General features: G+C 59.5%; 20 protein-coding genes and 1 other RNA gene. 11 read left to right on the top strand and 10 right to left on the bottom strand.

Annotated features, from left to right (window positions below; translation table 11 throughout):
* Positions 1–58 precede the first annotated feature (58 nt).
* Positions 59–1,336: a bifunctional phosphopantothenoylcysteine decarboxylase/phosphopantothenate--cysteine ligase CoaBC gene (gene coaBC, locus RBB76_RS10295; RefSeq protein WP_429632120.1), complete on the bottom strand. Its 1,278-nt coding sequence runs from the start codon at positions 1,334–1,336 to the stop codon at positions 59–61.
* 158 nt (positions 1,337–1,494) lie between these two features.
* Here coaBC and RBB76_RS10300 point away from each other — a divergent pair, with 158 nt between their 5' ends.
* On the top strand, positions 1,495–2,517 hold the full coding sequence (locus RBB76_RS10300; protein ID WP_429632122.1) for a proline iminopeptidase-family hydrolase: 1,023 nt from the start codon (positions 1,495–1,497) through the stop codon (positions 2,515–2,517).
* Here RBB76_RS10300 and RBB76_RS10305 read toward each other — a convergent pair.
* Positions 2,499–2,735, bottom strand: a complete 237-nt coding sequence (locus RBB76_RS10305) for a hypothetical protein (protein ID WP_429632124.1) — start codon at positions 2,733–2,735, stop codon at positions 2,499–2,501. The two genes, RBB76_RS10300 and RBB76_RS10305, sit on opposite strands and share 19 nt — an antisense overlap.
* A gap of 390 nt (positions 2,736–3,125) precedes the next feature.
* Here RBB76_RS10305 and RBB76_RS10310 point away from each other — a divergent pair, with 390 nt between their 5' ends.
* Positions 3,126–4,061 (top strand): hypothetical protein, encoded by a 936-nt coding sequence (locus RBB76_RS10310; protein ID WP_429632126.1) that lies wholly within the window; start codon positions 3,126–3,128, stop codon positions 4,059–4,061.
* Positions 4,062–4,070: 9 nt separating this feature from the next.
* On the opposite strand, the gene RBB76_RS10315 is transcribed toward RBB76_RS10310, so the two are convergent.
* Positions 4,071–4,709, bottom strand: a complete 639-nt coding sequence (locus RBB76_RS10315; protein ID WP_429632128.1) for a ribonuclease T2 family protein — start codon at positions 4,707–4,709, stop codon at positions 4,071–4,073.
* 66 nt (positions 4,710–4,775) lie between these two features.
* Between RBB76_RS10315 and ruvA the strand changes: the two genes are divergently transcribed.
* Complete coding sequence (ruvA, locus tag RBB76_RS10320; protein ID WP_429632130.1) at positions 4,776–5,375, top strand: Holliday junction branch migration protein RuvA; 600 nt, start codon at positions 4,776–4,778, stop codon at positions 5,373–5,375.
* Positions 5,376–5,598: 223 nt separating this feature from the next.
* Here the strand turns inward: ruvA and rnpB are convergent.
* Positions 5,599–6,054, bottom strand: an RNA gene (gene rnpB, locus RBB76_RS10325) — RNase P RNA component class A.
* Positions 6,055–6,173: 119 nt separating this feature from the next.
* Between rnpB and RBB76_RS10330 the strand changes: the two genes are divergently transcribed.
* The 3 genes from RBB76_RS10330 to hpnI all read left to right on the top strand — a co-directional run bounded on the left by RBB76_RS10330 (position 6,174) and on the right by hpnI (position 10,072).
* Entirely contained in the window at positions 6,174–7,397 is a 1,224-nt protein-coding gene (locus RBB76_RS10330; protein ID WP_429632132.1) for an ABC transporter permease, read from the top strand.
* 40 nt (positions 7,398–7,437) lie between these two features.
* A complete protein-coding gene (locus RBB76_RS10335; protein ID WP_429632134.1) occupies positions 7,438–8,685 on the top strand; it encodes an ABC transporter permease in 1,248 nt (415 codons plus the stop codon).
* 205 nt (positions 8,686–8,890) lie between these two features.
* Positions 8,891–10,072, top strand: a complete 1,182-nt coding sequence (gene hpnI, locus RBB76_RS10340; RefSeq protein ID WP_429632136.1) for a bacteriohopanetetrol glucosamine biosynthesis glycosyltransferase HpnI — start codon at positions 8,891–8,893, stop codon at positions 10,070–10,072.
* Between the two features lie 375 nt (positions 10,073–10,447).
* Here hpnI and RBB76_RS10345 read toward each other — a convergent pair whose 3' ends face one another.
* Both RBB76_RS10345 and RBB76_RS10350 read right to left on the bottom strand, forming a co-directional pair.
* Positions 10,448–11,095 (bottom strand): dihydrofolate reductase family protein, encoded by a 648-nt coding sequence (locus RBB76_RS10345; RefSeq protein ID WP_429632138.1) that lies wholly within the window; start codon positions 11,093–11,095, stop codon positions 10,448–10,450.
* 133 nt (positions 11,096–11,228) lie between these two features.
* The gene (locus RBB76_RS10350) at positions 11,229–12,575 is read right to left on the bottom strand and encodes an SGNH/GDSL hydrolase family protein (protein ID WP_429632140.1); all 1,347 of its coding nucleotides are present in this window, start codon (positions 12,573–12,575) and stop codon (positions 11,229–11,231) included.
* A gap of 167 nt (positions 12,576–12,742) precedes the next feature.
* On the opposite strand from RBB76_RS10350, the gene alr reads away from it, so the two are divergent.
* Positions 12,743–13,930 (top strand): alanine racemase, encoded by a 1,188-nt coding sequence (alr, locus tag RBB76_RS10355; RefSeq protein WP_429632142.1) that lies wholly within the window; start codon positions 12,743–12,745, stop codon positions 13,928–13,930.
* Positions 13,931–14,001: 71 nt separating this feature from the next.
* Here alr and RBB76_RS10360 read toward each other — a convergent pair whose 3' ends face one another.
* A complete protein-coding gene (locus RBB76_RS10360; protein ID WP_429632144.1) occupies positions 14,002–14,811 on the bottom strand; it encodes an alpha/beta fold hydrolase in 810 nt (269 codons plus the stop codon).
* A 119-nt stretch (positions 14,812–14,930) separates the two neighbouring features.
* Here RBB76_RS10360 and RBB76_RS10365 point away from each other — a divergent pair, with 119 nt between their 5' ends.
* From RBB76_RS10365 to RBB76_RS10380, 4 genes are all read left to right on the top strand, one after another.
* Positions 14,931–15,140: a hypothetical protein gene (locus RBB76_RS10365; protein WP_429632146.1), complete on the top strand. Its 210-nt coding sequence runs from the start codon at positions 14,931–14,933 to the stop codon at positions 15,138–15,140.
* The gene (locus RBB76_RS10370) at positions 15,140–16,201 is read left to right on the top strand and encodes a Gfo/Idh/MocA family oxidoreductase (RefSeq protein ID WP_429632148.1); all 1,062 of its coding nucleotides are present in this window, start codon (positions 15,140–15,142) and stop codon (positions 16,199–16,201) included. Before RBB76_RS10365 ends, RBB76_RS10370 begins: the two co-directional genes overlap by 1 nt.
* 133 nt (positions 16,202–16,334) lie before the next feature.
* Complete coding sequence (locus RBB76_RS10375) at positions 16,335–16,829, top strand: energy transducer TonB (RefSeq protein WP_429632150.1); 495 nt, start codon at positions 16,335–16,337, stop codon at positions 16,827–16,829.
* 73 nt (positions 16,830–16,902) lie between these two features.
* Positions 16,903–17,388: a hypothetical protein gene (locus RBB76_RS10380; protein WP_429632152.1), complete on the top strand. Its 486-nt coding sequence runs from the start codon at positions 16,903–16,905 to the stop codon at positions 17,386–17,388.
* A 164-nt stretch (positions 17,389–17,552) separates the two neighbouring features.
* Here RBB76_RS10380 and RBB76_RS10385 read toward each other — a convergent pair whose 3' ends face one another.
* The 3 genes from RBB76_RS10385 to mltG form a co-directional block, all read right to left on the bottom strand.
* Positions 17,553–18,491, bottom strand: a complete 939-nt coding sequence (locus tag RBB76_RS10385; RefSeq protein ID WP_429632154.1) for an NADP-dependent oxidoreductase — start codon at positions 18,489–18,491, stop codon at positions 17,553–17,555.
* A 251-nt stretch (positions 18,492–18,742) separates the two neighbouring features.
* A complete protein-coding gene (locus RBB76_RS10390; RefSeq protein WP_429632156.1) occupies positions 18,743–19,627 on the bottom strand; it encodes a LolA family protein in 885 nt (294 codons plus the stop codon).
* Positions 19,628–19,774: 147 nt separating this feature from the next.
* Positions 19,775–20,752: an endolytic transglycosylase MltG gene (mltG, locus tag RBB76_RS10395; protein ID WP_429632158.1), complete on the bottom strand. Its 978-nt coding sequence runs from the start codon at positions 20,750–20,752 to the stop codon at positions 19,775–19,777.
* Between the last annotated feature and the right edge of the window lie 125 nt (positions 20,753–20,877).

Raw genomic sequence — 20,877 nt, forward strand, 5'->3', positions numbered from 1 at the left:
TGCACCGCCCGCCACGATTTGTGCCCCACACAACCTCTCCTCACCCAAAGATATCTCCTCAGTGAGCAGTCCCAACCCGCAGCTTCAACACCTCGTCCAGGATCCGTTCCGCCATCTCCACCTTGCTCATCACCGGAAACTCAACCGTCCCATCCTTCGTCAAAAAGCTCCCCGCGTTCTGCTCCGAATCGAACCCAATCCCTTCCTTCGAAACATCATTCACCACCACCGCGTCCACGCCCTTGCGCTCGAGCTTGCCGCGCCCATTCGCCACAACATCCTCAGTCTCCGCCGCGAACCCCACCACCAGCGTTCCATCCCGCCGCCGCCCCACCACCTCGCGCAAGATGTCTACCGTTCCCGCAAGTTCCAGCGAAATGGCCTGCGCCCCCTCGCGCTTCATCTTCCGGTCCGCAACATCCTTCACCCGATAATCACTCACCGCCGCAGCCATCACCACCACGGTAGCCTCGTTCAGCTGAGCCATTACAGCCGCCCGCATATCCTCCACGCTCACCACCTGCTCCACCTCAATACCCGCCGGACAAGGCAGCGTCGTCGGAGCACTGATCAACACCACCCTCGCCCCCCGCCGCTTCGCCGCCTCCGCGACCGCATATCCCATCCGTCCGCTCGATCGGTTCCCGATAAACCGCACCGGATCGATCGGCTCCCGCGTCCCACCCGCCGTCACCAGCACCATCTCGCCGGTAAAATCCCGCCGCTCCTGCCGCCACGCCTCATCTTCTGTACCTTCAGCCAACATCTCCGCAACCGCAGTCACAATCGACGCAGGCTCAGCCAGCCTTCCACCTCCCACCATCCCACACGCCAGATACCCGCTCCCCGGCTCAATCACCTTCACTCCACGCGCCCGCAGCGTGGCCACATTCGCCTGCACCGCCGAATGCTCCCACATATTCACATTCATCGCCGGAGCCACAATCACCGGAGCCGTCGTCGCCAGGTACATCGTCGAAAGAAAATCATCCGCCAGCCCATGCGCAAACTTCGCCAGCATATTCGCCGTCGCCGGAGCCACCACCAGTAGCCTCGTCGACTGCGCCGCCTGTATATGCTCCACGCTGCTATGCTCGCCCTCCGGGTCTTCCTCCGCCGAACCCGTCCCCGCCTCTTCGCTCCACAACGAGGTAATCACCTTATGCCCCGAGATCGCTGCAAACGTCAGCGGCGTCACAAACTTCTCCGCAGCAGCCGTCATCACCACATGTGGGTCATACCCGGCATCCTGCAGCAGACGCACCAGCTCCACAGACTTGTAAGCCGCAATCCCCCCACAAACCCCAACCGTAACCTTGATACGTTCTGCCTTCATATCTTCTTTTCTCTCACCATCTCGAGCACACAACTCTATCGTACCGAAGCCACTTCCGAGAACAGACCCCATCACCCGCCCTCGCCTTCGATATCATCTCCAACAAGAACTGTTGAATCGCATCCAACTAATCCGCGACATCAACTCAAGGGGCGTTCGTGAATCGTCGTAGTTTCCTGGCTTCAACCGCTGCATCGGTACTCGCCACCGCGACTGGCAATAAAGCCCTGGCATCTGTCTCCAATCCGCAGTTGTCTCGCTACACCGCACCGCCTAGAGACACTCTGAATCCGCAGGGTATCCGCACTGCAGGAATCCGCATGTTGCCCGTCGTGCAAGGCAAGTACAAGGTTTGGACCAAGCGGCTCGGCAGCGGTTCCACCAAGGTGTTGCTGCTCCACGGCGGTCCCGGCTTCAGTCACGAGTATCTCGAAGCGATGGAGTCCTTCCTGCCCGACGCAGGCATCGAGATCTACTACTACGACCAACTCGGCTGCAACAACTCCGACCAGCCCGACGACCCCTCGCTCTGGACGCTCGCCCGCTACACCGAAGAAGTCGAAGAGGTGCGTCGCGGCCTCGGGCTCGATCACTTCGTCCTCTACGGCCACTCCTGGGGCGGCATCCTCGCCATCGAGTACGCCCTCAACTACCAGCAGCACCTCAAGGGACTCGTCATCTCAAACATGACTGCAGGCACGCAGTCTTATCTCAAGCGCACGGCCAGACTGAAGCACCAGCTTCTCTCCCCGGCGTCTCTCAAAAGCTTGGAAGCGCTCGAAGCAAAGAACGCGTACGACTCCCCCGAATACGAAAAGATCATGATGACGGAGCTCTACCCGCAGATGATCTGCCGAACCAAGCCGTGGCCCGAACCCGTCGATCGTGCCTTCCGCCACTCCAATCAAAAGATCTACATCCAGATGCAGGGCGTCAGCGAGTTTGTCGTCACCGGTAACCTCAAAGACTGGGAGCGGTGGGATCGCCTCCACGAAATCAAAACCAAGGCCCTCACCATCGGCGCACGCTACGACGAGATGGACCCAAAGGACATGACAAAGATGGCCACCCTCATGCCCAACGCATCCTCCTTCATCTGCCCCGACGGCAGCCACCTCTGCATGTGGGACGACCAGGCCTTCTACTTCAAAAACCTCCTAAGCTACCTGCAAACTCTATAGCCCTCAAAGCAAGGGTAATCGCAGTCGTTGCTGGACTTTTCTATCGCAGTTGTAGTTTTTCTCTCCGTAACGGTAGCCGTAGCAAAAGCAGTTGCTTTCGTTGTCGCTTGTTCTTGTGTTGTTGTTTGTTCTTTTGTTGTCATCCCGTAGGGATCTGCTGTTGCTGTTGCACTTGCAGTTGTTTGCTTTTTCGTTGTTGTTTGTTCCTTTGTTGTCATCCCCGAAGGGGATCTGCGTTTGCAGTTGCAGTCATGGAATGCCAGGTCGGCTCAACAGTCCATGGCTTGCAAAACGATAGTTTTTCTCAAAGACCGCCGCCTTTACTTGCCCCTCATTCGTAACCGGAAATCTCACCTTTTCGCTGTGCGAAATATTTTCGCACTCCAATTTCAGCTCGTACCACTTTAGGCGCATACCACCCGATAACTCTTGCGACAGGTTGCTGCCCGGGTCTAAGGTGTCGTCTTCAGCTAGGTCTCAGCCAAAATAACGCGAAAAAGGAAGACCAGATTATCCCCAACGGCTCTCCTCCCCTCCCTCGACAGCAAATCGATACCGGAACTCTGCTGCGTCGCGCATTCTGCGGAGCCGCAATCATTCTTTGCCCGTTGATCCCTGCCGAATCCCGTGCTCAACTGACAAACGACGGTCTCCAGCGAGCTCTGTTATCCTCAGTTGCTCCATCTACAGAGGATCGTGCGTACCTCACGATCGACGCACCCTCTGCGCTCGCGAATCCTTACTCAGCCCTGACCTCAACGAAGACGGAACACGACAGCGAAACCACTTCGGCTGTGATAGGCGCCGCCCAACCAAAACTTCAAAGCGAATTCCAGCGCAACACCCAATGCGAGACCGCAGTCCTTCGCGGCAAACCCTGCCGTGTGAGCTGGTGGCGGGTTCTAAGCGAATCCTTCTTCTTCCTCTCTGCTCAACACCTCGGAAACATCGCACTCGACAGCGACACCCGCGATGCCTTGACCCACGGAAGATTCTGGGGAGACTATGCCTACTGCGTCGAACACTATCGCTGGTCACGATGGAAGGACGACGATCCCTTCGGTGTGGACTACATCGGACATCCCATGATGGGCGCCGTCACCAACAGCATCTACGAGCAGAACGATCCCAAGCAGCGCGCACTCATGTACGAGAACTCCCGTCGTTACTGGATGGGGCGTCTGCGGGCCACGGCCTACTCAGCAGCCTATAGTGCTCAGTGGAAGGTGGGGCCGCTCAGCGAGGCATCCATCGGCAACACCGGCATCAACACCTACTACCGCCCCGACATCGGCCGCTACACCAACGAAACCGGAATGCAGGACTTCTTCATCACTCCCATCGGCGGGCTGGCGTGGAATGTTGGCGAAGACGTAATAGATCGCTACATCCTCAGCCGCGTCCGACACGGAACGAGAAACAAGTGGTTACTATTGGCCTCCTCGCTCTCTACGCCGGGCAAGAGCGCTGCCAATGTCACTCGTTTCCGCGCACCCTACTACCGCGACTACGACCTGCAAACCGCAGGCGCATTGGTTCGATAAAAGTTCCTCTCAAGGGATGATCTGAACCGCCTGCGCATCGCACCCGCGCAGGCCCTGACACGAGATCGGCATCAGCCCATCCTTCGCCAGACAAACCTCAACCGCCGTCAACCGCTCCTTCTCGCAGCTCACAACAAAACTCCCCTGCGGAAACGAAGGGTTCGCCTTCGCAAACAAGTGGAGAACATCTTTCGGCCTCAACGGCTCCTCATGCTTCAGATTACGCAGCTTCTCCGGAATCCTCACCGAATGAAACGCCTGATGCTCGAGCGTGAAGAAATCCTCAGGCGACATCGTCGTACACGTCCCGTGCTTCTTCCACTCATGATCCAGCAGCGGAAGGTCAGGAGTGATATCCAAATTTAGCTCAGGTCGCGCCGGTCCCGATCTATCGCCGCAGTTCACTGGATAAGAGCCGTTGTAGTTCTGCGGCCACAACCCATGCAACACAAACCCGCGTGGCGCTTTACACTCCGATCCCGCTCCCGGAACCGAACAGAACTCAGGCCCCCACGCAAGATTCATCAAGTAAAAGCCGAACTTTCCCGGCTCCCCTTTCTCCTGCGCATCGCTACGTAAACAACAAACCGCCATAACCAACAATGGCAGACAGACCGTCGCAAAACGCCGCACAGAGAAAGTCTTCATAAGCCAACATGCTAATGCAGCATCCACGAACAAACCCAAAACCAACACGCTACAATCACCAACAGCATGATCGCCCACCTTCGCGGACGCCTCCTCTCAAAGTCTCCCAATCAAGCCATCCTCGAGTGCGCCGGCGTGGGCTACGACGTCACCATCAGCGTCGCCACCTTCTCTGCCCTGCCCAACGAAGGCACCGAAGCCACGCTTCACATCCATACCCACGTCCGCGAAGACCAGATCGCCCTCTTCGGCTTCTCCGAAACCCAGGAGAAGCGCCTCTTCGAAAAGCTCCTCACCATCTCCGGCATCGGCCCCAAGCTCGCCATCACGGTTCTCAGCGGCATCGACGCCAGTCGCCTTATCACCGCCATCCGCTCCGGCGATCACGCCACCCTCACCCGCATCCCCGGCATCGGCAAAAAAACCGCCGAGCGCGTAGTCCTCGAACTAAAAGACAAACTCGACGACCTCGCCACCGCCATTCCCACTACCACCGGAGGCCCACACCACGGCCCCGCAGGCGACGACGCTCTCTCAGCTCTGGTCAACCTAGGCTACCCCCGCCCCATCGCTCAGAAAGCAATCGAAACCGCCGTCACTAAGGACCCCAACTCCGCCCACGACTTCGAGACCCTCTTCCGCGCCGCCATGGCTGCCATCCGCTAAAAAATAAACTTCAAAAAGTTGGCGTATTTTTCGTCGGGCGAAAGCGTGCACTTCCAGCCACGCAAAACACCACAACGTCACCACGTTTCACCATCCAAAACACCACGTTACGCAGCCACAATTCGCGAAAACCCCAGCAAAAACACCCCTCCACCACAGCCAAAAAAAATACGCAGGAAAGCGAGACGGCCTCGAAACCGTTTGAGCGATTTCGAGGCCATAGGTTTGCAGACGGCCCGTAAGCCGAATTCTGTTTTAGACGATCATTCCTCTACGCGACGCATTACTGCGGCGCTTTAGCAACCTACCCGCAAGTTTCGGCTCTCTTTCGAGTCCCTTCGCCTGGGCGCATCGGGCCGATACGCTCACGCCGCCTGAAGAGGAGCGGCGAGATCCCTGCCTATTTGGTCTTGCTCCGTGTGGGGTTTACCCTGCCGCGTCCATTACTGGCCGCGCGGTGCGCTCTTACCGCACCTTTTCACCCTTACCTCAAGAACGTGCAGATTTGCCGAGGCAAATCAATAACCTGAGGCGGTTCGTTCTCTGTTGCACTTGCCGTCCAGAGGTCTTGAAACCTCCGTCCCGGACGTTATCCGGCACACTGCCCTGCGGAGTTCGGACTTTCCTCCCCCGCCCAACACCTTGCGGTCCGGGCGGCAGCGATCATCCAGCCGCCTGCAGCTACAAGTGTATCCCACAGCGAACAAAACCTGTTCCGCTGCGTATAAGACAGTAAGGCAAGTCTCGCTTTGGAGACCCCTGGCTGATAGTCTCAAGCGTACCCAAGGTAGACAGGCAATGGAATTCAAAGAGGCCGTAAAGATCGCGCTGCAGTCGCTGTGGGCGAACAAGCTTCGCTCGGTGCTGACGCTGCTCGGCGTCGTCATCGGCGTGGCCAGCGTGATCGCGGTGGTGACGCTGGTCAACGGTGCGAACACCTATGTCACTACGAAGTTCGCCAGCTACGGCGCAGATGTCTTCACCGTCTCGAAGATGCCCCAGATCATTACCAGCCCGGAAGACTATCAGCGGTATCAGAAGCGAAAGAACATCCTTTACCCCGACTTTCAGTATGTGGCGGCGAACTGCAGGCACTGCGTCGGGATCGGCGCGCAGCAGGCGGTGACAGGGAAGATCGTGCGCGGGACCGAGTCCACAACCGATACCAACATCCGGGGATACACGTGGCAGATGCCTTCGCTGCAGAACCTGAACATCATGCAGGGGCGAGGTTTCACGGAGGCCGACCAGGAGCACGCCTCGCATGTTGCGATTATCGGGACCGATATTGAAGACCATCTCTTTGCGGGAGTGGATCCGCTGGGACAAGAGTTGCGCGTGGATGGCACTCCGTACACGGTGATTGGGGTCAGCGAAAAACAGGGGAGCACGTTTGGTGCGAGCCAGGATAACTGGGTCGCCGTGCCGCTGACGGCGTTTCAGAAGAGCTACGGGACGGCGAAGACGCTGACGATTTATGTGAAGGCGGGTGAGGCCGGACCGGTCCTGGAGACGGCGGCGGACGAGGTGAGGGTTCTGGTGCGATCGAGCCGGCATGACGCTCCGGGAGCCGAGGACTCGTTTGAGCTGGATACGAACAATACGCTTGTGGGATTCTTCAGCATCGTGACGCGGTCGTTTGGTGCGGTGGCGGGGGCGGTGGCGCTGATCTCGCTGGTGGTCGGCGGCATCGTCATTATGAACATTATGCTGGTGAGCGTGACGGAGCGGACGCGCGAGATCGGCATCCGAAAGGCTCTTGGTGCGCGTCCAAAGGACATCCTGATGCAGTTTTTGATCGAGTCGGGGACAATGGCGCTGGTGGGAGGCGTCTTCGGCGTGATCGGGGGAATCCTGGTGGCGCAGGTGATTACGATTCTGGCAGGATTTCCTTCGACGATTGCGGTGTGGAGCGTAGTTGCCGGGCTGGTGATGGCCACCGGTACGGGAATCTTCTTCGGTGTCTATCCGGCGCGAAAGGCGGCGCAACTGGATCCGATTGTGGCGTTGAGAGCGGATTGAAGCACGAGCACGGCGGGAACAGATGCCGAGGAGGCCGTTGATGCAGATTGCGGATACAAAAGAGACAGTAACGATGGCTCTGGATACGCTGCGAGCGAACAAGCTGCGCAGCGGACTGACGATTCTGGGAATTGTGATTGGCGTGATGACGGTGATTATCATCTCGTCGGTGATTAACGGATTGAACTCGAGTGTGGCTGGCCTGGTGGAGTCGCTGGGGACGAATGTGATCTGGGTCTTCCGGTTTCCGGTGATTGGGGTGCGGCCTACGACAGAGATGCTGACGCGGAAGCAGTTGACCTATGAAGACGCGATGGCGATGAAGGATCTGCCGCATGTGGTGGCGGTGACCCCCGGATTGCAGTATCGGGACAATACCGGGGTGGAGGGCACGGTCGCGGTGAAGTACGGCAGCAAGATCATGGAGGGGACGACCCTTGAAGGTGACACGGCGAGCGTGAAGGATGTGTATGAGCTCAACTTGAAGGATGGTCGCTTCTTTAACGAGAGCGACGTGGAGCGGGCGGCGAACGTTGTCGTGCTGGGGATCGATACGGCGGACGGGCTGTTTGGCGCGATCGATCCGGTGGGCCAGGATGTGACCATCGCGGGTATGACGTTTACTGTCGTGGGCGTAATGGAGAAACAGAAACAGGCGTTTGGGGGAGGCAAGAACCCGGAGGACAACAAGGCGTTCTTCCCTGTGACTACGTTCCATAAGATCCATCCGGAGGTACTGGATTACTGGATCAGTTTGAAGTTTGATGACCAGAAGAACAAGACGCTGGTGCAGGATGAGATAGAGGAGCTGTTAAGGCGCCGGCGGAAAGTGAAGAACGAGGCGCCTAACAACTTCGCGATCTTTGGGACCGATTCGCTGACTCGTTTATGGACCACGATCACGGGTGGCCTGTTTTTGCTGCTGTTCGCTCTTTCCAGTGTGGCGTTGCTGGTGGGAGGGGTCGGCGTGATGAATATTATGCTGGTCAGCGTGACGGAGCGAACGCGGGAGATCGGGGTGCGCAAGGCGATCGGCGCGAGTAAGCGGACCATTCTTGCGCAGTTCACGTTGGAGGCGATTACGCTCTGTGCTGTTGGCGGCGTCATTGGCGTGCTCATCGGCAGTGCGATCGCTCTGGTGCTGCACCTCTTCTTTCCGTCGATGCTGTCGGCGCTGTGGGTTGCCCTGGCGTTCTGCTGCTCGTGTGGGATCGGACTTCTCTTCGGGATTTATCCGGCGTGGAAGGCGGCGAATTTGAACCCGATCGAAGCGCTGCGCTATGAGTAGGGCCCCGCTCCCCACTGCGCGTGGGGCGGTCACTTCGTGACTTGTATACCCCTTCGGTTAGCGCTCCCGTTGGTCGCGGAGAGATATTTTTTGCCGACCATCGGGAGGCCCGGGGCGAAGCCGGTATATATGTCACGAAGTGACCGCGGCCCGCGCAGGGCGTACTCGAGCCAGATAACGCGCGACTGTTCGGTAGACTACTTGGATGGCCCACGCAATTGAGGCGATTACGACACTGCTGACCCTTGCCGGGCTTGCTTATCTGCTGCTGGCGTTGTGGGGAACCCGGAACTTTGTGCATTACTGGCGACGAAAGAGCGTTGATGCCGGGTTTGCGCCTGATGTCACGATTCTGAAGCCGGTGAAGGGCGTGGATCAGCGCATGTATGCGGGGCTGGTGAGCCACTGCCGTCAGGAGTATGCGGGGAAGTTCGAGATTGTCTTTGGCGTGAGCAGCCTGAACGATCCCGCGGTGGGCGAGATCGAGCGGCTGCAGGCTGAGTTTCCTGACTGTGCGATCCGTCTGGTGGAGTGCCGGGAGCGGCTGGGTACGTCGGGTAAAGTGAGCAACCTGGTGCAGATGCTGCGCGAGGCGAAGTATGAGCATGTGCTGATCAACGACAGCGATATTCGCGTGTCTCCCATGTATCTGACGCGGGTGATGCAGTGTTTTTCGGATGCCAATGTTGGTATGGTGACGGCTCCCTATATCGGCCGCACTGCGGAGGCGGGTGGTGCGCTGACGGTGTGGTCGCGGCTGGAAGCTTTGGGAATTTCGACCGACTTTCTGCCGGGGGTGCTTACGGCGCGGAGGCTCGAGGGCGGGATTCGGTTTGGTCTGGGCTCGACGCTTGCTACCAGCAAGGGGGTACTGGCTAAGGCTGGAGGGTTGGAGCCGCTGGCGGAGTATCTGGCGGATGACTATGAGATGGGCGCGCGGATCGCAGGGGCCGGATATCGCGTGGAGCTTTCGAACGAAGTGGTGGAGACGACGGTGCCGGAGTATCACTATCGCGGGTTCAGGGACCATCAGCTTCGTTGGGCGCGGTCGACTCGGGACTCGCGGAAGCTGGGGTATCTTGGGCTGGGGGTTACGTACGCGGTGCCGTGGGCGGTGATGACCTGTGTTGCGAGCGGGTTGGCGCTTTGGAGTTTTTCTTTGCTGAGTGTTGTGCTGCTGGCGCGTGTGGCGGTGGCGCTTTCGGTGGGGGTGGGGGTGCTGGGCGATGAGCAGGTGCTGCGTGACCTTTGGTTGTTGCCGCTTCGTGACTTTTTTGGGTTGGGCTTCTGGGTCTGGAGTTTTGCCGGTGATACGGTGGTTTGGCGGGGGGAGCTGTTTGCGTTGCGGGATGGGCGCATCAGGCCTGTCAGTCCTTTGAACTCGTGACGTTTTGATTTGCTTGGAACTGGACACGGCCTAATCCTTTTGGGGTGTACCCCCCCCGGGGGTTACCTCTGCGTAAATTCCTTGGAATGAGTTACTTGCGCGATTTTATTTTTGTAAATTCGTCCATTCAAAGGGTTTACGGCTAAATTCTTCTTTCTAAGAGGGTTAGCGAGTGTAAAAGGGAAAACCCCTAGATTTTCGTCTCCAGGGGTTTTCTTTTTTGTTCTCTGTTTCAATGATAGCGAATCGGGCCAAACTCATGCGCCACGTGTAACTGTCTGGTGGTCAATGAGATAGGGAGAACTAGGGGTTGACAAGGATTTTACCGGGAAAATGGCGGATCTCTGCTGGACCTTGACTAAAGCAACTGCCTCTCTAGACCTTTTCCAGGGTGAGATGAGTCGCATATTCCGAAGCTTGGCGATCGGTTACGGAAAAACCGAGCGCACGCAGATCCAGCCCGTCAAACAATGATTCCCCTTGACCGAGCAAAACAGGTATTGATGCGAGGTGCAGGGAGTCGACGAGTCCGGCCTTGAGATACTGCCGCACCGTCGAGACGCCTCCTCCAATCTTGACGTCTTTACCGCCTGCAGCTTGCTTCGCTCGCTCGAGGGCTTCGCCGATTCCGCCGGTCACAAAATAAAAAGTCGTCCCACCCTCCATGACCAGAGGTTCACGCTCGTGATGTGTCAGAACGAAAGTTGGCGCATGATAAGGCGGATTGTCGCCCCACCAGCCCTTCCATGAGTCGTCCAGCCACGGGCCGCGCACGGGACCGAACATGTTCCGGCCGAGGATGAAGGCACCAAAGTTGTCCATCGCACGATGGGCAAATTGATCGTCGATGTCGCCGACGGATCCGCTTTCCTGCCCGTGCATTGAGCAGAAGGTCCGAGTATGAAAGAACCACTGAAAGAGTTCGGGTCCACGTTTGCCAAGCGGATCGCTGAGGCTTTGCTCAACGCCAGCGCTGAAACCGTCGAGCGAAACGGCAAATCCCGCGACACGGATTTTTGACATCTGTGCTTTTTCCCTCCTCGAATGTGTATCACGTTCCTACCTCTGGTCGCAGGTGCGTCGATCTTGCGGTGCGGTGCGGTGCGGTGCGACGGCGGCTCGCCAAGCCAGCATACGATTTTGGGGCCTGAGACTTCTAGTTCTTCGGGCTTAGGATCGCGGAGATCTGTTTTCCGGCGTTGGCTGGCATGATTCTGGGGCGGGCGGAGGGTGCTACCTGGGTTGCGAGGTTGGGGGGCCAGAAGGGATCGGTTGCGGCGATGGGGCCGAGAGGGACGTCGGGGATCTTGGTGCTGATCGCGGTGTTCATGGTGTCGATGAAGGTGTTGGCGATGACCGCGTAGCCGACGTTGGTGGGATGGATTCCGTCGAGGGCGAAGAAGCCGCCGAGGAAGCTGGAGTTGCCGGTGTAGCCGTTGATGGTGAGGCCGTTGGCGGAGACTGTGTTGAAGAGGGCGTTGATGTCGACGAGGGTGGCGTTGGCGGTCTTGGCCTGGGCGGCGATGACCTGATTGAAGGCTGTGACCTGGGACTGTACGGTGACGACCTCGGCGGCGGAGAGGAAGCCGGCGTCCGTGATGGGTCCCTGTTGCTGGCCGGTGAGGATGAGGGGAATCTGGGCGGTACCGGCGGGGTTGACGAGGTCGCCGGGGACGATGCCGAGAATCTGGCTGAGTGCGGAGGCGGGAAGGCCGGTTTCGGCGGAGACTTCGCCGAGGACCAGGGCGGCGGGGGTGAGGTAGGGGACTTTGGTGACGTCGGGGATGTTGGCGATGACCAGGTGGGCGGGAGCCATCGTGGTGAGTTCGGTGATGAGGGCCTGGTATTGGCTGGTGAAGGTGGCGACGGAGGTCATGCTGGCGGGCATGCCGGTTTCGTCGGCGACGAGGACATCGTTATTGCCGATCCAGAGGAAGATGGTGGTGGGTTGGGCCTTGATGGCGAAGCTGGCCTGGCTGTCCGCTACTCCGTAGCCGAGGCCGGGGAAGCCGAGGACGAGCTGGTTGAGCTGAGCCTGGGTGCCGGGGGCTGGGTTGACTTCGGGGACGGTGTTCATGACGTCGTTGAGGAGGGCTCCGGGGACGGCGAGGTCGGTGACCTGGGTGGCGAAGTTATCGCGGCCGGTGGAGGTTCCGGGGACGGTTGTGATGACGGGCGGCGGGCCGAGGGAGACGAGCTGGAGGACGTTGGGCGCACCGGGGTAGGCGATGAGGGGCTGGATGATGTTGAATCCGGCCTGGGCGGCGAGGACGGGGGCCCAGCCGTGGACCTGGGTGGTGTCGAGGAGGGAGCCGCTCTGGAAGCCGGCGGTGAGGGAGTCGCCGAGGAAGACGGTGTTGGAGAAGTTGCCGGCGTTCTTTGCCTGCTGGGCCTGGAGGGCTTGCTGGGCCTTGGTTGCGGCGTTGGGGCTGTCGCTGTTGCAACCAGAGAGGAGGAGAGCTGCGGCTAGGCTGGAAGGTAGCAAGACTGAACGGCTATTCATTTTCATGGCGACGAACGGACCCCTTGGAAACGTCGCGAGCCTGGGAGAGTTCGCGGCGGGTGTGCTTTCTGTAGACGTGGCTTTGTATCACACTCGGGGTGCAATGGGGAACAAGAGGTATTTGGGGAGGTATCTACGGGAGGGGGTGGCGACGGTAGGATAGGGATGTGAAGAGCTGGGTGGAGGTTTCAGAGCGGCGGCTGACGGAGAACTATAGGCTGCTGACGGAGGCGGCTGGGGACACGGCGATGCTGGCGGTGGTGAAGGCCAATGCGTATGGGCACGGGGCGGCGGTGTGCGCTCCGGTGCTGGTGCGGGCGGGGGCGCAGTGGCTGGGGGTGACGGATGTGGCCGAGGGCGCGGCGGTAAAGACGGCGCTGGAGGCTGCTGGGATTGCGCGGAGGCAGCAGCCGGGGATTCTGGTGATGTCGGGGCTGCTGCGGGAGGATGCGGAGGAAGTGGTGCGGCTGGGGTTGGTGCCGGTGGTTTGGCTGCGGGAGCAGATGGAGTGGTTGGCGGAGGCGGCGGTGCGGGTGCGGATGGGGCCGGTGGCGGTGCATGTGGAGATCGATACGGGGATGGCGCGGCAGGGGGTCAAGCCGGGGCCGGAGCTGAATAGTTTGGTGGCGTGGGTGCGAGGGGCGGCGGGGATTCGTGTGGATGGGGTGATGACGCACTTTGCGTCCTCGGAGGTGGCGGGGTCGGCGCAGACTGTGAGACAGCGGAAGCTGTTCGAGGAGGCGATTTCCGCGTTTGGAGATGCGGCGGTTTGGCCGGTGTGGGTGCATGCGGGGAACTCTTCGACGGTCGATAATCAGGGCGATGAGGGGAACCTCGCTTGGCTGCGCGGGCTTGCGGCGATGGTTGGTGCGTGGCCTATGGTGCGGGCGGGGATTGCGCTTTATGGGTACTGTCTGCCGATTGAGGGTGAGGGTTTGAGTGAGGTGCGGGGAGAGCTGCAGCCGGTGATGACGTGGAAGACGCGGGTGATTGGGCTGCGTGAGGTGGAGGCGGGCGAGACGGTTGGGTATAACGGGATCTTTGTGGCGGAGCAGGCGATGCGGCTGGCGCTGCTGCCGGTGGGGTATGCGGATGGAGTGCGGCGGGAGCTTTCGGCTTCGAATGCGCGGGATGGTGGGTGGGCGATGGTGCGGGGGCAGCGGGCGCCGATTGTGGGGAGGGTGTCGATGAATCTGACGATTGTGGATGTGAGCGGGATTGAAGGGGTGGGGCTGGGGGATGAGGTGGTGGTGCTTGGGGATGGCGTGACGGCGGAGGATCATGCGCGGCTGGCTGGGACGATTGCGTATGAGATTGTCTGTGGGGTGCGGGTGGGTTATCGGTGCGGGGTTTAGTGCGCCCTGCGCGGGCGGCGGTCACTTCGTGACTTGTGTACCCCTTCGGTTGGCGCTCCCGTTGGTCGCGATCAGAGAGCTCGTTCGGTTAGGAAGGCGAGGACGGCGGCGTTGAACTGGTGTGGGCGCTGGAGCGGTGCGAAGTGGCTTACGTCTTTGAGGATGGCGAGCTTTGCGTTGGGGATAGTGCTAGCCAGATACTCGGCGTGTTGTTGCTTGATGAATTCGTCGTGTTCGGCTTGGACGATGATGACCGGTACGCTGATTCGGGATAAGTCTTGCGCGGTGTAGTTGGGTTGCGTGCTCATCATGATGCGGACGGCATGGGCGAACTCGTTGAACTGGTCGGGTGTGGGTGAGAGCTGGGCGTAATCCATTGCGTGACGTGACAGGCAGCGGTGGAGGAGTGGGTTGCGTTCGTTGATTTGTTTTAAGCCGCTGGGATCCATGTTGCAGCCGAAGAAAAATGCGCCGGCGACGCGGGTGGGAGCTTGATCGGCGAGGATGAGAGCGGTGCAGGCGCCATCGCTCCAACCGACCAGGGCGGCTCGTTCGAGGTGAAGTGCGTTCATGACGGCGAGGACGTCTGAGGCCATCAGTTCGTAGGAGTAGGGGCGGGCGTCGCGTGTGCTGCGGCCGTGGCCACGGCTATCGATGAGAATGACGCGGTGGCCGGAGGCGAGGAGGTCGGGAAGCTGATAGCTCCAGTTGCCGCTGTGTCCGAAGCCTCCGTGGAGCAGGATGACAGGGGAGCCGGAGCCGTAGGTGGCGTACCAGATTTTGGCTCCCTCGTGTTCGACGTAACCCTCGGTGTCTGGGGCCGTGGGAAGTGTGGCGCCGTTGGCTTCGAAGTTCGTCAGATCGTCGTCGCAGAATTCCATGCGAACCCTCTGGTGATTTGTCGTTCCAGGAGAAGTCTATCGTCTGGGTGAAGTGACGTATTTGCGTGCATGGCATGTGGGCCGTTAACATCAGCTAGAGAAACGAGAGGGAACACTTCATGGAATCCATCAGCACGGCGCGTCGTACCGAAGATATCGCGCTTGATTTACTTAAGTTCGTCGCATCGCAAGCTAATGTTGGAAGCAAATCCTCGGGGTCGACTGGTTTTGGTCTGCCGAGCTCGCCTAAGAGTGACGATCAGGTGACGCATCTGCTGGAGCTGTATGCCCGCTGCCGCGAGGCGGTTGAGGCTTCGGTCAAAAAGTAGTGGCGGGTACGCGGGCGCTGCGGGTTGCCGTGGTTGGGGCGGGAGCCTTTGGGCGCAATCATCTGCGGGTGCTGCGGGAGCTTCAGCAGGCGGGGCAGGCGGTTGAGCTTGTGGCCGTGGTCGATCGCGATTCGGCTGCGGCGGCTGCGGCGTCCGAGAAGTTTAGTGTGCCGGGCTTTGAGACGATTGAGGCTTGCCTGACTGCGGTGGGTGGGTTGGATGCTGCGTCGGTTTGTGTGCCGACGATACATCATGCTTCTGCGGCTGCGCCGTTGCTGACTGCTGGTGTCGATCTGTTGATTGAGAAGCCGCTGGCGGCGAGTCTTGCGGATGCTGATTTGATTCTTGAGCTGGCTCAGAAGCATGGTCGCGTGGTGCAGGTGGGACATCTGGAGCGGTTCAATCCGGCGGTGACTGCGGCGCAGCAGCATCTGCATAAGCCGATGTTCTTTGAGGCGCATAGGCTGAGCATATTTACGCCGCGTTCGCTCGATGTGGATGTGGTGCTGGATTTGATGATTCATGATCTGGATATTGTGCTGAGCCTGGTGGCTTCGCCGGTGCGCGAGGTGAGGGCCGTGGGGCTGCCGGTGCTGTCGCGCAAGGTGGATATCGCGAATGTGCGGGTGGAGTTTGAGAACGGCTGCATTGCGAACTTTACGGCGAGCCGGGTGAGTACGGAGCGGGTGAGGAAGCTGCGATTCTTTCAGCCACACCAGTATCTTTCGCTGGATTTTGCGCGGCAGGATCTGTTGATGATCGATGTTACGGCGGCTGCTGGAATGGATCCGGCGATGCTTGCTGCTCTGGCGGAGAAAGCGCAACAGGCGGGGGCGCTTCCGGGAGGACATCCTTCGGCGGGTCTGTCGCTGAAGAAGGTGGCGGTGGAGTTGGGGGAGCCTCTGCGACTGGAGATTGAGGCGTTTTTGAAGGCTGTGCGTGAGCGGTCGAGGCCGGTGGTGTCCGGTGAAGATGGGCGTGCGGCGCTGGCGCTGGCGCTCGAGATCAACGAGGCGATTGCGGTGCATGCGGAGCGGGCAGGGCTTCGGGACTTTATGTAACTGCGAATGTTTCCCTGTTTGGAAACGGTGCTGATAGGCGACCGCGCGCGCCAGTCCTCTATCGGGAACGGCGATGATTTCTTTAAACTGCGATCTGATTTCGAAACCCCCACAGGAGATATAGTTGGCTGGAATGACCGTTCATGCCTACTTCCGCTCTTTGTTGCGGCTCGTGTTGTTTGTCTCTGCTCTGGCCACCTGCTTTGCTCAGGATGGCGGAATTTCCGCTAAAGCGGTGGAGGTTCCCGAAACAGTTATGGCTAAGCGTTTGGATCATGTTGTTGCGCCAAAGTTGCCCGAGGGGGCAATAAAAAAGTGCTCGAACGCTATGGTGATACTGAAGGTTGCCGTCGATGAGAAAGGAAAAGTGAGTGACGCGGAGTTTGTGAGTGGGTATGACGAACTGAAAGACTCGGCGATGGTAGCGATCAAGGAGTGGACATATAAACCTTACGAGAAGCACGGACACGCGATTGCCGTGCGCACCAGCGTTTCAATCTTCTATCTCGGAGATGGCGAATCCTTCCCGGTCTACATGCCCGACGGCAAAGGTGGCGTGAAGGGTGGAAAGATCATCCCTTTGCCTCCTGAATGCGGCTCTGGGCCAGTCATCAAGAGGACGCCCTAGTTAGCCTTTTCACCGAAATATAGCGACAGTTCTGTTATGGGTTTATTTGAAGTTGCGGTCTGAGTGTCTGACTATGAGATCTTCTCGTGTTGTTACGTTTGCTTTGTGGGTGGGGCGCATTGCGCTGGCGGTGACGCTGCTTTCGGCTGTGGCGGATAGGTTTGGGCTGTGGGGACCGTATGGGTCGCCGCGTGCTTCGTGGGGGGATTGGGCACACTTTGTGGCTTATTGCGGAGTCGTGAACAGCTTTGCGCCGAAGGCGGTAATACCGGCGCTGGCTTGGATTGCGACAGTGTTGGAGACTGTGTTTGGAGTGGGGCTGCTGATTGGGTACAAGCTGGAGTATGTCGCGTATGGGTCTGCTGTGCTGTTTGGGTTGTTCGCGTTGGCAATGACGTGGAGCGGGGGGATTAAAGGCCCGCTGAATTACTCGGTGTTTGCGGATGCCGGGGGTGCGCTCTTGTTAGGGGCGCTGGTTTCTGTGACGAAGAGCGAGGGACGGTCGGAGCGTGGCTCGTATTCTGTTGCGGATGCCGGAGCGCGTTGGGCGGAGGACTAGGGGACATCGATGAGATTTTAAGACGTTGGATCGGAGATCCCTCAATCAGCGATCGAACAGCAGGTTCCTCCACTTCGCTACGCCTCGGTCGATGACAGCTTTAAAAAGTAGAGTGAGTGTTGGGATCAAAGCGATTTCAATTCACGTTTTAGAAGCCCAAAATCCTAAACAGATTGAGGGTCGAGGGTGATGACTACTTTGCCGTAGCCTAATTTTTGCGGGATGGTTTTGGCGTAGGCTGCTGCTGCGTCGTCGAGCGGGACTGCGGCGTTGACGAATGTTTTCAATGATCCGGCGTCTAGTAGTTTTGCGATCTCGATGAGTTGGGTTTGGTTGGGTTCGACGATGAAGAAGGATTCTTTGACGCGAGGGTCGGTGCTGCTTTCGGCGTCGGCGGCGATGGTGATCAGGCGGCCTTCGGGTTTGAGGATGGGCAGGGAGAGATCGCGGGTCTCGCCACCTACGGTGTCGAAGACTACGTCGATGTCGCGGACGAGATCTTGAAAGCGCGACGTTTCGTAGTCGATGACCTCGTCGGCGCCGAGCTGTTTGACGAGATCGAGTGTTGGGGTGGAGGCGGTGGCGATGACGAAGGCTCCGTGGCGGTGGGCGAGCTGGGTAGCGAAGATGCCGACGGCTCCGGCGGCGCCGTGGACCAGGACGCGCTCCTTCGGTTGGAGCTTGGCGTGGGTGAAGAGGCCTTGCCAGGCGGTGAGTGCTCCGATGGGGATGGTGGCGGCTTCGGCGTGGGTGAGGGTGGAGGGCTTGGGGGCGATGCTGGCGGGGATGGTGAGGCAGAACTCGGCGGTGGCACCCTCCGCGAACCAGTCGTTCATGCCGTAGACGGGTTGGCCGAGGGTCAAGCCGGTGACGTCTTCGCCGAAGGCGACGATGACGCCGGAGAACTCGTGGCCGGGGATGGCGTTTTTGCGTTCGGCTCCGTCCTTGGTGTGGGTGGTCGGGTACCAGACGAGTTCGGTGGGGGTGACGCCGGCGGCTTGGACCAGGATCAAGACCTCTCCTTTGCCGGGTGTTGGTTCGGGGACTCGGCTGAGGTGGAGGGAGACGCCTTCTGAAGACTGATAGAGCTGCATTGCTTTCATCGGTCGCCTTTCAGGCCTGAGCCGTAATCTTTGATGCGAAGGGGAGTTTTCTTGATCCAGTGGCGGGAGTTCGCGTGCGGAGGTGAAGAATAGGCAACGGCGAAATACGGGGTCCCATTCGGCTTCGCCAGGGCAGGCTTCTCCATTGCGCGATTCAAGGTGAGACCGTGAACCGCTTCGGTCGAGATGACGACGTTTCTATTTGAGAGTGGGAGGAGAACAGGGGGTAACTCGGAGGCGGTTCGGACGAGCTAATCCATGTTTTTGACGGGGACGTTGTCGGGGATTCTTAGTTCGAACTGGTCGTCTTCGAGTTTTTGATTGAGGGTCAGCTTGGTGATGGTGATCGTGAGGGTGTACTGGTCCTGCGGGCGGCTGATCTCGATCTTCATGGGGAAGGGAGTGTCGCCGAACTTCTGGTAGTTGCTATAGAAGGCGCGGGTGACGACGGTGCCGTCGGGGCCGTAGATGTCTTGCTGATAAGGCAGAAGGTTGTTGCGGCCGATGTGGATGACGCGGACGGCATGGGCGGTTTTGCCCTCGGGCTGGGCGAGAAACTCGAGGTCGTAGTCCTGCTCCTCGACGAGATCTTTTTTATTTTTTTCGTTTGTGACGACGCGCGTGTCCTGGGTGAGGGAGACGACCTGATCGGGACCGAGACCATGGACGAGGAGCGAGTCGAAGAAGACGGCGGGGCGGAGGTTTTCGAGGCCGTTGGTGGAGGGCTTGGTGACTTCGCTGGTGCCGGTCATGGCGAGGTTGCGTTTGGGAACCCAGAGCTTCCAGGTTTTGCCGTTGCTGACCATGTCGAGTGCGACGGACCCGAGAAAGGGGACGCGGAGCAGGACGCGAAGGTCCTGTGGCTTTCTGATGAAGATGTATCCGCCGAAGCTGGGATAGGTGGTTTCTTTGCCCTGACGGCCGCCGCCTGTGGTGGCGACGATTTCGATGGCCGCGTTCATGGTTTGGACGGCTTCGAAGCGCTGGTCGACCTGCTTGAGGAGCAGACCGAGCTCAGCGTTGAGCACGACGTCGGCTGGGCGGGTCTTGGGGACGATGCGGGTATGGGTCAGGCATCCGGTGAGCGCCGGAGCCAGCCCAATGATTGCCATCGCCACCGCTTGTCTTATCCTCATGAGCACAAACTTCAAGTATATCTTTCCCGGCTCGTTTCCTCTTGCTGGAGGCCGTGATGCGTCCGCTCTCGATTATTTCTATACGGCTTGGATGTTTCGGGGTTCCGAAGTGTTTCTCAAAGTTAACGGCTGAACGTTAGCAGCGTGCTAGTGTTTTTGCGCCTGGCGGTAGGACTGGACCTGTTGGGCGTGCTCCTGGAGGGTGGCCGAGAAACGTGTGTGGCCGGCGGCGTCGCTGACGAAGTAGAGGTAGTCGGTGCGGGCGGGGCGCATGGCTGCGCGGAGGGCGGCAACGCCGGGATTGGCGATGGGGCCCGGGGGAAGGCCGGCATGTTTGTAGGTGTTGTAGGGCGATGGCGATTGCAGGTCTGAGGCGTAGATGGTGCCGCGCCAGCGATTGTCGAGGAGGGCGGCGTAGATGACGGTGGGGTCGGTGGCGAGGGGGATGCCTTTGGCGAGGCGGTTGACGAAGACACCGGCCACGAGGGGGCGCTCGGCGTCCTGACGGACCTCTTTTTCGATGAGGGAGGCCATGATGACGGTTTGGGGAATGTCGTGGGTGAGGCCTAGCTGTGCGGACTCCTGATGAAAACGGTGGACCATGGCGGAGAGGATCTGGAGCGGGGTGGCGTGGCGTGAGAACTGGTAGGTGTCGGGAAAGAGGTAGCCTTCGAGCGAGGCGGGGGTTGGGCCGTCGGTCCAGGCGGCGATGAGTTCGGTGTGCTGGCGTTCGGCGGCGAGGAAGGCGTCGCGGGAGCCGAAGCCGGCGTCCTGGACGGCCTGGGCAATGTCGAAGATGTTGAAGCCTTCGGGGATGGTGAGGGCTCGGGTGTAGATTTCGCCGTGGAGGATGTGGTTGTACACGTCGGTCATGGGGAGCTTGTGGTCGAAGCGGTACTCGCCTGCCTGGAGGCGGCCACCTTTGGTGAGGCGGAGGAGATAGAAGCCGTAACGGCTGCGGATGACGCCGCTGCGCTGGAGCTGGGCGGCGATGGACTCGGTGCTGGTGCCGGGGGCGATATCGACGAAGGTCTCGGTGGTGGGGCCGTAGGGGAGATAGATGACGCCGGCTGCGACGGCTGCGGCGATGAGCAGAAGCAGCAGAAGGGTACCGAGAAACTTCAAGTGGGTGCCTCCGGGTTTTGGTGCTTAGGGATTGGGGATCAAGACTTAGCTTCAGGCTTTGGTTGGGATTGCTGAGCTTCGGGTCGGTGGCGTCGTCGCTTCATTTTACGGCTGAGCCGGGGAGG

The organism is Tunturiibacter psychrotolerans (genome assembly GCF_051013365.1).
Lineage (GTDB): Bacteria > Acidobacteriota > Terriglobia > Terriglobales > Acidobacteriaceae > Edaphobacter > Edaphobacter psychrotolerans_A.